Consider the following 10,414-nt stretch of genomic DNA (forward strand, 5'->3'; position numbering starts at 1 on the left):
CGCTCTCCGGCCCCGCGAAACCGCAAGCGGTCGGCGTCCGGCGCCGAGCGGTTCAGTAACAGACTTCCAACCGCGCCCCGCCGGCGTGTTCGACGGCGTTCTCCGTCATGCCGGCGCGGTAATCGGCGACGATGCGGGCCGGGCCGTCGCCGAGCGTCAGACCCGGTCCGAGGATCAGCCGGTCGCGGCCGAAGTCCGTGCCGCGGGCGGTGAAGGACGGGCCGACGGTTCCCGCGGGGCCGACGAAGGCGGCGTCCACGTCGCCGACGCCGGAGGCGTTCAGGTCGCGTTCGTAGAAGGCCGCCAGGGTGACGCTCGCCGGCAGCGGCGTCGGCAGGGCGGCGCCGGAGTGGAACCCGACCCGGGCCCGCAGCGAAGAGAGGCTGGACTCCTCCACCGCCAGCGCCGCGGGGCCGCCGGTCTCCGTGAACTCGTCCAGCCGGGCGTGCAGGAACCGCAGGCCCAGCGCCGGAACGAAGTACGCCGCGGGGCCGCCGTTTCGCAGGCCGACCTCGATTTCGGAGCCGTTCGTCACGCTGTCGAACTGCCCGGTCGCCGGGGCGAGGGCGCCGCCGAAGCCGCGGCGGCTGTCCACGTCGGCGAAGGCGACCTGGGTCTGCGTGCGGAGGTACGCCGAACCGAAGTCCTGCCGCGTCCAGAAGCCGAGGCGGTGCACGTCGGCGTGGGCGGTGGAGGAGGCGCCGGGCACGCGGGTCGTGCTGTCCTCGTAGGCGTAGAAGACGCCGCCGCTGCGGCCGGCGGGGAAGCAGCGGTTCAGGCCGACCGCCGTGCCGCCCAGTCCGAGTTCCGCAGTGCGGGCGTTGCCGTCGCCGTAGGCCCGGCCGCCGGCGCCGTAGCCGGCGATCCAGCCGCTCAGCCCTTCCCGCGGCGTGCCGCAGTGGGCGCAGGAGCCCGGCGGGCCGAAGGTCTGGTTCGTCACGAAGTCGAAGAACCGGGCCGTGTCCGCGGCCTGACTCGTCAGGTACGTGCCGTACAGTTCGCCGGAGAAGTCGGACAGCAGTTCCCGCCGGGCGGCGTCGGTCGGGACGGCGTTGAAGGCGGCGACCAACGGGCCGCTGCCGATCCCGGTCAGGGCGCCGCCGACGGCCCGCTGGTTCAGACTCGCGGCGACGTCCCACGGCGTGGCGACCTGCGTGACGATCAGCCGGTAGGACCCGGCCGCCCCCGGGGTGAACGCGGACCCGAAGCCCACGCCCACGACGTCGCTGACAACGGCGAACTGCTGGTTCACCGTCAGCGTGTCGGCGGTGAGGAAGGTGTACTCCGTGCCGGGCGTGTAGCTCCCGCTCCCCCAGCGCTGGGCGACCACCGTGCCGCCGTTGATCGTGGCGGTGCCGGTGACGTCGATCAGGTCGTTGTCCGTGCCGGCGACGGGGTTGGCCACGGGGGCCAGTTCGATTTCGAGCCGGGTGGCGGCGTCGGTGGCGATCCCGCCGCCGAAGGTCATCGTGCCCGGGCTGTTGCCGGGGGCCACGGTTCCCAGCAGCCACGGCGTGGCGGTGTTGAACGTGCCGGAACCGCTAAGCACGACGCCCGGATCCAGCGTAAACGTCGCCCCGGGGTTCACGGTCAGCGTGCCGTCCATCCGGAACCGGTCAGTGACGCGGAGGGAGTTTCCGGCGCCGACCAGCCAGACGTTCCCGCCGGACACGAGCAATTCGCCAATCGTCGCGTCGCCGCCGTTCGCCACGGTCAGCGACCCGCCCGATTGCTGGTACGTCCCCGCGTCCAGCGTCCCGGCGACGCCCATCGTCCCGCCGGTGTGGACGAGCGTCGCGGCCTCCAGCGAGCCGTAGATGTAGAGGTTTCTCGAGGATGTGACGGAGTTCGCCCTCAGCGTGCCCGTCCGATTGCTTGACGTCCCGACGTTGAACGTCGAGGAGGAATGGTGAACGGCGGCTTCGGCGTCGAGCGTCCCGAACACGTCGGCCTGCCCGCTGCCGGAGGTGGCGAACGTACCGACCTCCAGCGAGCCGCCCGAGTTCACATCGAGGGTTCCCCCGGAGAGGGCGTAGTCCGCCAGGGTCGTGACCGTCGGTCCGGCGCCCCCTTCGGAGTAGCTGAACGCGGTCTCGGCAGAACCGTTGAACACGGTCGCCCCGCCGGTCTGGGAGACGCCGGCGAGGGCGGCGCTCGCGCCGGCCCCAATCTCGAAAATGCCGCCGCTGACGGTGGTGCCGAGCGCCTCCGCGAAGGTCGTTGGGGCGGCGGTGCGGGCCGGGCCGGTGACGAGCAGGTCCAGGCCCAGCGGGTTGCCCCCGGTCGCGGCGTAGGCGTCCGTGACCGTCTTCGAGGCGGAGAGCGTCAGCGTGGGGTGCGTCTCCTGCCCCGTCGCCGCGGGCGCGGCGAGCGCCAGGGCGGCGCAGGCGATCCCCGCCGGGCCGGTCGCCCGCCGACGGCCGGACGCCGTCGGCCCGACGGCGAAGCGGCGGGAGGCGGAGGGAAGGAACTGCATGCGTCGTCCTTGACGTGCTAAACGGGGGGCCGGCTGTCCCTATCGACCCTCGTCCTCCGCCAATCCGCCCCACCGCACAGCGTCGCCACAGCCACTGCAACCCGGTCAGCTTGACAGCTCGTGACCCGCGACCGGGAACCGGGTCGCGCAACCGCAAGCGGCGCCCGCTCCCTCATGTGCGAAGGCTCCCGGCTCCGCTACTCCGCCTTCAGGCGCCCCGCGGAGGTCTGGAACACGCGGCGGCGGCGCTGGGCGATCTCCGGGCTCTTCGAGGCCGCCTCCTCCAGGTCGGCCAGGTTCGCGGCGCAGACCCGGCAGCCGACCTCGCGGACGTGGAACAGGGCGTAGCGCTCGACCTCCGGGTCCAGGGCGCCCAGCAGCAGGGCGCCGAGTTCGTCGCGGGTCGGGCAACTCAGCCGGGCCTCCCGCCAGATCGCCCCCACGCTGCGGCCCTCCTCCGCCCCGCTGGCGACCGCGGCCAGCCGGCGACGGAGGGCGGCGTCGTCCCGCAGGGCCTGTTCGATCTCCGAACTGCGGCCGACCGGCAACTGCTCCCGCAGGTAGGCGGAGAGGTCGTCGTCGGAGAAGCGCGCGGCGGAGGGCACGGGAACGAGCGGTGCGTTGCGGGGTCGGGTGCGTTGCGGGCCGGGGGGGGCGCTTTTAGCATAGCCGCCCGCGGGACCGCCCCGCCCCCTCGCCCCGGCGAACGCTCCGCCCCGGCGATCTCATCGCACCGGCGACGCCGTTCGCCGATCGTCCTCACGTTGTCCCGAACCGAGCCTGCGCCCGTGGCCCTCGAAGCCGTCTCCCTCGATTCCGACGGCCTGAAGGCCAAAGCCAAGCGGATTCGGGAATTGATCATCAAGATCACCACCGAGGCCGGCAGCGGGCACCCCTCCAGCAGCCTGAGCGCCACGGAGGTCGTCACCGCCCTGCACTTCGGCGGCTTCCTCAAGCTCGACCCGGAGAACCCCCGCGATCCCGGCCGGGACCGCTTCATCCTCTCCAAGGGACACGCCGTCCCCGTGCTGTACGCGGCGCTGGCGGAGCGCGGCTACTTCACCGAGGAGCAGATCATGACGCTCCGCAAGCTGGGCAGCCCCTTCGAGGGCCACCCCAACGCCGCCAAACTGCCCGGGATGGAAGCCTCCACCGGCTCGCTGGGTCAGGGCCTCTCCATCGGCCTGGGCATGGCCCTGGGCATGAAGGCGGACAAGCAGGACGGCTACGTCTACGTGCTGATGGGCGACGGCGAGATCGACGAGGGCCAGGTCTGGGAAGCGATGGCCGCCGCCGACAAGTACAACTGCGGCAACCTGATCGGGATCATCGACGTCAACGGCTACCAGCAGACCGGCGCCACCGACGCGGTCCTAGACATGAGCCCGCTGGCCAAGAAGTGCGAAGCCTTCGGCTGGCACACCCTGGAGGTCGACGGCAACGACATGGACGCCGTCATGGACGCCCTGAAGCAGGCCAAGGCCGAGACCGGCAAGCCGACCTGCATCGTCTCGCACACCAAGAAGGGCGCCGGCATCCTGCCCCTGATGGAGAAGTGGGGCGACACCAACATGCACGGCCAGCCGCTGCCCGCGGACAAGGCGAAGGAAGCCCTCGAATATCTTTCGAAGGCGTGACCGCGTAACGCGGAGGCCCCGCCGGGCCTCCGCGTTATCCCTCTCCCTCCCGCACCGCTTCCTCCCGCACACGCACTCATGGCCTCCGCGACCGACGACCGCTCCGTTTCCACCACCCGCCCGATGGGCGACGCCACCCGCGACGCCTTCGGGCGCGCCCTCGAAGCCCTGGGCGCCGACTTCCCCGAGGTGGTGGTGGTCGACGGCGACGTGGGCAACTCCACCCGCACCGAGTGGTTCGCCAAGAAGTACCCGGACCGGGCCTATAACGTCGGCATCGCCGAGGCGAACATGGTCGGCGTCGCCGGCGGACTCGCCAGCATGGGCAAGACCGCCGTCACCGCCTCCTTCGCCTGCTTCCTGCTGAACAACGCGTTCGACCAGATCCGGATGGCCGTCGCCTATCCGAAGCAGAACGTCAAGCTGGTCGGCACCCACGCCGGCATCTCTATCGGCGAGGACGGCGCCAGCCAGATGGGCGTCGAGGACGTCGGCCTGGCCTGCAGCCTGCCCGGCGTCGCCGTCATCGTCACCTCCGACGGCGCCCAGACCCGGGCCGCCACCAAGGCGATGCTGGAGCACAAGGGCCCGGTCTACCTGCGGCTCGGCCGCCCCAAGGCCCCGGTCGTCTACGAGGACGGCGCCGAGTTCGAGATCGGCAAGTCCATCCGCCTGCGGGAAGGCGGCGACTACACGATCGTCGCCAACGGCATGATGGTCTCCATGGCCCTCGACGCCGCCGAGGCCCTCGCCAAAGAGGGCGTCGACTGCCGCGTGATCGACATGCACACCGTCAGCCCGCTGGACGAGCAGGCCCTGACCGACGCCGCCGCCGAGACCGGCGGGATCGTCGTCGCCGAGGAGCACCTCGCCCAGGGCGGGCTCGGCTCCCGCGTGGCCCAGTTCCTCTCCGCCACCACGCCGACCCGCATGGCGTTCGTGAACATCGGCGACACCTACGGCGAGAGCGGCGACCCCGCCGGCCTGCTGGAGAAGTACGGCCTGACCGCCGAGAAAGTCGCCGACGCCGTCCGCTCCCTCCGCGGCTAGAGCGGCCCGCCGCGGCTTTCGAGGGCGGACCGGTCCCGGTCCGCCCCGCTGTGACCCCCGCGCCGCACAGGTTCCGCCGGCCCCCGTCGTGCCCCTCACCCTCCGCCCCTTCCGCAACGGCGATCCCCCGGCGCTGGTCCGCCTGTGGAACGCCGCCGGGTTGGGCCGCGGCGCCGTGCAGGGACTCACGATCGACGTATTCGATCATCTGGTCCTCGCCCAGCAGCACTTCGACCCCCGCGGGCTGATCCTCGCCGTGGAGTCCGCCGGGGAGCAGAACGCCGCCCCGCGCCGCGAGACCCCCCGCCGGCACGAGCGGACGTTGGGCTTCGCCCTCACCGGGCTCCTGCCCGCACGGCCGGGGACCGAGGAGCGCATCGGGGCGATCGACGCCGTGCTGGTGCACCCGGACGCCCGCGGCCGGGGCCTGGGCCGGCAGTTGATGGAGGCGGCCGTCGACTCGCTGCGGCAACGCGGGGCGAGCCGGATCGTCGCCGGGGGCGGGCCGGCGGAGTCGCCCTTCCTGGTCGGCCTGTACGGGGGAAGCGCCCCGGCGGGGTTCCTCGACAGCGACCCGGCCGCCAAGCCGTTCGCCGAGGCCTGCGGCTTTCGGGAGCGGGGCCGCACCGTGATCCTGCAACGCCCGACCGATCTGCGGGAGCGGGCGGGCTTTCAGGTGCTCGCCGCCCGCCGCCACGCCGCCCTGCGGACCGCCCCGCCGAGCGCATCGGACCGCTGGTGGGCGACGCGGTACGGCCGGCTGGACACGCTGCGGTTCGAACTCGCCGCCCGCGGCCGGGACGCCGGGGACGGCCCCGCGATCGCCGGCGTCACGCTGGTGGGGCTGGACCTGTACGGCCCCGCCTGGAACCGCCGGGCGGTGGGGCTGCGCGACCTGCAAGCGGGCCCCGGCGGCGGACCGCCGCACCTGCACGCCCTGGTGTTGGAGACGACCCGCCGCCTGCGGGAGGAGGCGGTCGACCTACTGGAGATCCACGCCGACGCCGCCGACGCCGAGGCCCTCGCCCTGCTCGCCCGAATCGGCTTCACCCCGATCGACCACGGCACGCGATTCGAACTGGGCGAAGGTTAGACGCCCCCGCGCCTTTGGGGGAGAAAGCGCTCTCGGGAGAGAACGGCGACGACTCTCGCGTCAGCCGCCCGGGGGGGCGGGGGGCGCGTTCGTCACCAAGCGTTGGCGGTAGTCGATCTCGTCCTCCTGAAAGCCGTTCTTCCGCAGGGCGTCCATCAGGTCGGTGGCGGCGCCGGCGATGGCGTTCGGGGTGCGGGAGACGCGGACCTTCACGCCGTCCGGGGCGCCCTCCACCTGCGCGGCGAGGTCCAGCACGCCGGAGAGCGTCATCGGGTCCCGGTCGGCCGTGCCGTCGGCGGCGAACCGGCGGATCACGAAGTACTCCCCGCCGTCCACCAGCACGTCCACCACGGCCAGCGGCGGGCCCTCCGCCTCCAGGGGGTCGCCGGTGGTCCCGGTCACGTCGTTCGGCCCCCCGGCCTCGCCGGACTCGACCATCTCCGGGGTGACCGGCGTCGCGTCGGCGTCCGGATCGAAGATCGGGGCGGATTCCACCTCCTCGGCGGCCTCCGGGCTGGTGGGGTCCAGCGTCATCTCCGTGACGTCCGTGCCCCCGCCCGACGGCACGCCGAGCGACCCCATCTCCCAGTCCGGCAGGTACATCAGGCCGAGGGCGAGCAGCCCGGCGATCCCGGCTCCTCCGGCGGCGGCGGTGCGTTTTCTCACGGAGTCGGGTCCTGGGGGGAAGCGGGCGGCGCCGCGGCGGGCGGCGCCTCCATTGTACCACCCCCGGCGGGAGACTCGGCGGGCTGTCCGGAGACGGGGTCGGGGCCGGCGGCGGAGTCCGGCGTGCCCTCGGTGGCGGTCGGCTCCGGGGCGGCGCCCAGCACGGCGAACTCGTACTGCGTCCGGCCCCCCTGATCGACCTCCAACCGCCGCACCGCCTCGCCCAACCCGTCCAGCACCGGCTGGTAGACCCCCGCCCGGGCGGTGCGGTCGAACGACACCAGAATCACCACCAGCCCCTTCGGCTGCGGCAGCGTTTTGGTCGCGGCGAACAGCTTGCGGACGAACTCCTCGGCCCGCTCCCGCTGGCCGTCGGCCTCCAGCCGGATCAGCTCCACGTTCTCCCCGGTCGAGAGCGCCACGAAGCCCCCTCCGCGGACGTGCAACGTCCAGATTTCCGCCCGCTTGAGCAGTTCCTCGTAGCCCGCCAGGAACCGCAGCACCTCGAATCCCTTCTGATCGCGCAACTGGGCGACCCGCTCGCGGGCCGCTTCGAGGTCGCGCTCCGCGTCGCTGCGGGGTTCGGGGCTGATCTGCTCGGCGATCGCCTCCGGCACGTCGAGCAGTTCGGTCAGCAGGTCCGCGGAGCGGTTCGCCGCGGCCTCCACGTCCCGGGCGGTCCGCACGGCGCTGCGGGCCAGTTCGACCGCCCGGTCGCGTTCCTCCTCCAACCGGACGTTGCGTTCGTTCAGCACCTCGCGGAGTTCGTCCAGCTCCGCCCGCTCCTCGTCCAACGCGTCGAGCCGGGCGGCAATCAGTTCCTCCGCCCGTTCGTCGCGGACCTCGTCCGCCTGTTTGCCCTCCAGGAACTGGGCGAACACCACGATCAACAACAGATCGAGCAGCGGCGTGAGCTGAAATCGCAGCCGCAGACCGGTCATGCCCCCTCCCCCGACAGCCCCGCCCCGGTCGCGGCCCGGCGGGCGCCGTTCGTCGCCGGGGCGGCTTCGTCGGACGGCGCCGGCGAGGCCGCGGAGAGGGCCAGTTCCCGCTTGGCCCGGGCGACGGCGGCCCGCACGTCCTTGCGGAGTTCCATCAGGCGGGTGAAGCGGGCTTCCAGCAGGCTGGCGACGAACATCAGCAGGATCGCCGCGGCCAGCCCGGCGAAGGTGCTCCAGATGGCGTTGCCGAACTGCCCCACGATCGCCCCCACGGTGACGTCCCCGCCGTCGGCCCCCCCCTGCAACGACGCCCCGATGGCCAGGATCGTGCCCAGCACGCCCAGCAGCGGGTAGGCCTCGACCATCGTGCGGGCGCTGTTGGCGGCGGCCTCGAACGACAGACCGGGCAGGTAGCCGCGGGACTCGTCCAGCGTGGCAATCCGCTCCCGCAGCGCCGCCCGGTCGGCGGCGGCGGCGGGGTCGCCGGCGGGGGCGTCCAGCACGTCGCCCACGTCCGCCAGAAACGCGTTGATCTGATCCGGCAGGGCCTTCGTCGATCCGACCACGCTGCGGTGCTTCAACCCGCGCGTGAAGGCGTCCAACGTGGACGCGAGCTTCCGCAGGCTCCCCCCGCTCCAGACCGCCAGGGCCCAGAAGACGAGCAGGTGCGCCCCGCAGGCGACCGCGATCACGGTCGTGGACAGCTCCGAGAGCCGTTCGAGCAGGTCGGTCACGGCGGCGGGGCGGGGCGAACGGGGGCGGACGGAGGGCGACCGTAGCCGCGGCGGGAACGGTATTCGTGAGAATCCGCCACCCCGGGCATGAATTTCTGGCGGAAATCGCGGATTCGCTCGTTACCCTGTCCGGCCGCCCCGGTCAACGTCGATCGCGTCGGGAGGTTCCCCACTTCCCGCCGGTTTGCGTTTCCTTCCTCCCGTTCCCACGGACGGCGTCGGAGGAACGGCGGCGGCCCCCCGAGGAGCGGGGGGACGTTCTATCCGCCCGGCGTTCGCCCCCGCGACGCCGGTCGACGCCGGTTTGGAGTCCGGCCCCCGCCCTATCGTTCCCGCTTGCCGGACCCCGCCCCCGATGCGCACCGCCGCGACCGAGATCCCCCGCCTCCTCCCCAACGTCGAACTGCCCAGCTATACCTATACCACCGGCCAAGGTCTGCCGCACCCGTATCGGGATCCCAAGGGGCACAGTCACGGCAAGAAGGGCCGCACCCCTAAACCGCTGATCGCCGAGCGTTGGAACGAGAGCCCGGCCTACCTGCTGGCGCTGGACCACTTCAACTTCGGCTACTACTGGGAAGCCCACGACGAATGGGAGCGGCTGGCCCGGGTGTCGAACCCGGAGTCGCTGGTCGGCCGGTTCCTCAAGGGACTGGTGAAGATGGCCGCCGCCGGCCTGAAGGTGCGCGAGCAGAGCGTGCACGGCGTCCGCCGCCACGCGGCCAGCGCCGGCGAGGTGTTCGCGGACGTCGCCGCCGAGTGCGGCGAGGAGCACTACTGCGGGCTGGAACTGACCACGCTGCAGTTCGCCGCGGACCGGGCCGCCCAGCTGTCGTACAAGCGGGACCTGCCCGTCGGGGAGCCGCTGCGGGTGTTCCCCTTCGTCCTCACCCCCGAGACGCCCCCGCTGGGCTGAGGGCTGACTGAGGCCGAAAACCGTCACAAGCCCAGGCCGGACGCCCGCGTCCGGCCTGGGCTTGCTGCGTGCAGCGCCAACAAGGGAAGGGGCCGCCGGAGCGTTACGGCCGGACGCTGAGAACGCCGCTCGTCTCCAGCAGGTCGAACACCTGATCGGCGTCGGCGGGGAGCAGGGTCACCGCGGAGCGGCCGGCGGGGGCCTCGCCGCTCATCAGGACCAGCGTTTGCCCGTCCGGGCCGGTCAGCAGGATCCGTACGCCGCGGACGTTGCGGACCTTCGCCCCGACGGAGTACTCGCCCGGCTCGACGTCGACCGCCTTGGCGGGAAACGCCCGGGCGTAGTAGCCGTGGGCGTGCATCGTCAGCGTGCCGGCCCCGGCGCCGGAGAGGTCCAGCGCCGCCCCGAACGGGCCGCGGATCACCTTCAGTTCGTCCCCAGCGGCGACGGCGGCCGGCGCCACGCGGTTCACCCGGGCGAGGTACATCTCCGGCACGGCGAGGTCCGCGGCGACGTCCGCCAGCGTCTCGCCGGCCGCGACGGTGCGGGGCGTCATGAAGTGGGAGGAAGCGTCGAAGTAGATTTGCCGGGCCGTGGCGTCCAGCCGGCTGCGAACCGCCGAGCGGTCCGCCGGGGCGTCCCACCACAGCCGGGACAGCTCCGTGTGGGCCTGCAACACCTCGCCGGCGGCGATCGCCGCGTCGATCGCGGCGAGGTACTCCGCGTCCGCCCCGTTGACGGGTTCGGCGGGCGCCCCGTCGGGCGCTTCGGGCTCGGCGTCGGCGGCGTCGGCGGTCGTCACCGCGGGGGAGGTCGTCGCCGAGGCGGACGCCGGCGTGACCATCCCGGCGAAGGGGTCCTCCAGCGCGTCGCCGGCCGGGGCGGGCGCCGCCGCGGCCGC

At 73.0% G+C, this 10,414-nt stretch carries 9 protein-coding genes and 1 pseudogene; 4 read left to right on the forward strand and 6 right to left on the reverse strand.

Features of this window, described 5'->3' with window-relative positions; translation table 11 throughout:
- Nucleotides 1-52 precede the first annotated feature (52 nt).
- Together ACG2DA_RS19365 and ACG2DA_RS19370 are read right to left on the reverse strand one after the other, a co-directional pair.
- Entirely contained in the window at nucleotides 53-2,476 is a 2,424-nt protein-coding gene (locus ACG2DA_RS19365) for an autotransporter domain-containing protein (protein WP_395257885.1), read from the reverse strand.
- Nucleotides 2,477-2,673: 197 nt separating this feature from the next.
- Complete coding sequence (locus ACG2DA_RS19370; protein WP_395257887.1) at nucleotides 2,674-3,081, reverse strand: hypothetical protein; 408 nt, start codon at nucleotides 3,079-3,081, stop codon at nucleotides 2,674-2,676.
- Nucleotides 3,082-3,264: 183 nt separating this feature from the next.
- Between ACG2DA_RS19370 and ACG2DA_RS19375 the strand changes: the two genes are divergently transcribed.
- From ACG2DA_RS19375 to ACG2DA_RS19385, 3 genes are all read left to right on the forward strand, one after another.
- Nucleotides 3,265-4,113, forward strand: a complete 849-nt coding sequence (locus tag ACG2DA_RS19375; RefSeq protein ID WP_395257889.1) for a transketolase — start codon at nucleotides 3,265-3,267, stop codon at nucleotides 4,111-4,113.
- A gap of 78 nt (nucleotides 4,114-4,191) precedes the next feature.
- Entirely contained in the window at nucleotides 4,192-5,163 is a 972-nt protein-coding gene (locus ACG2DA_RS19380) for a transketolase family protein (RefSeq protein ID WP_395257891.1), read from the forward strand.
- 88 nt (nucleotides 5,164-5,251) lie between these two features.
- Nucleotides 5,252-6,256: a GNAT family N-acetyltransferase gene (locus tag ACG2DA_RS19385; protein ID WP_395257893.1), complete on the forward strand. Its 1,005-nt coding sequence runs from the start codon at nucleotides 5,252-5,254 to the stop codon at nucleotides 6,254-6,256.
- Between the two features lie 60 nt (nucleotides 6,257-6,316).
- On the opposite strand, the gene ACG2DA_RS19390 is transcribed toward ACG2DA_RS19385, so the two are convergent.
- From ACG2DA_RS19390 to ACG2DA_RS19400, 3 genes are read right to left on the reverse strand one after another with little or no spacing between them, the layout of a single operon-like run.
- Entirely contained in the window at nucleotides 6,317-6,922 is a 606-nt protein-coding gene (locus ACG2DA_RS19390; RefSeq protein WP_395257895.1) for a hypothetical protein, read from the reverse strand.
- Nucleotides 6,919-7,863: a hypothetical protein gene (locus tag ACG2DA_RS19395; RefSeq protein ID WP_395257897.1), complete on the reverse strand. Its 945-nt coding sequence runs from the start codon at nucleotides 7,861-7,863 to the stop codon at nucleotides 6,919-6,921. The genes ACG2DA_RS19390 and ACG2DA_RS19395 overlap by 4 nt, the downstream gene beginning before the upstream one ends.
- Nucleotides 7,860-8,597 (reverse strand): MotA/TolQ/ExbB proton channel family protein, encoded by a 738-nt coding sequence (locus ACG2DA_RS19400; RefSeq protein WP_395257899.1) that lies wholly within the window; start codon nucleotides 8,595-8,597, stop codon nucleotides 7,860-7,862. Before ACG2DA_RS19400 ends, ACG2DA_RS19395 begins: the two co-directional genes overlap by 4 nt.
- Nucleotides 8,598-8,952: 355 nt before the next feature.
- Here ACG2DA_RS19400 and ACG2DA_RS19405 point away from each other — a divergent pair, with 355 nt between their 5' ends.
- Complete coding sequence (locus ACG2DA_RS19405; protein ID WP_395257901.1) at nucleotides 8,953-9,513, forward strand: DUF309 domain-containing protein; 561 nt, start codon at nucleotides 8,953-8,955, stop codon at nucleotides 9,511-9,513.
- A 103-nt stretch (nucleotides 9,514-9,616) separates the two neighbouring features.
- On the opposite strand, the pseudogene ACG2DA_RS19410 reads toward ACG2DA_RS19405, so the two are convergent.
- Nucleotides 9,617-10,414: pseudogene (locus tag ACG2DA_RS19410) on the reverse strand (hypothetical protein); the annotation flags it as partial.

It is taken from the genome of Alienimonas sp. DA493, from assembly GCF_043951915.1.
GTDB lineage: Bacteria > Planctomycetota > Planctomycetia > Planctomycetales > Planctomycetaceae > Alienimonas.

What these genes read in the sequence shown, in the direction of transcription:
- ACG2DA_RS19395 (WP_395257897.1), bottom strand. Translation starts at nt 7,863, where the DNA reads ATGACCGGTCTGCGGCTGCGATTTCAGCTCACGCCGCTGCTCGATCTG.
- ACG2DA_RS19380 (WP_395257891.1), top strand. Translation starts at nt 4,192, where the DNA reads ATGGCCTCCGCGACCGACGACCGCTCCGTTTCCACCACCCGCCCGATG.
- ACG2DA_RS19405 (WP_395257901.1), top strand. Translation starts at nt 8,953, where the DNA reads ATGCGCACCGCCGCGACCGAGATCCCCCGCCTCCTCCCCAACGTCGAA.
- ACG2DA_RS19365 (WP_395257885.1), bottom strand. Translation starts at nt 2,476, where the DNA reads ATGCAGTTCCTTCCCTCCGCCTCCCGCCGCTTCGCCGTCGGGCCGACG.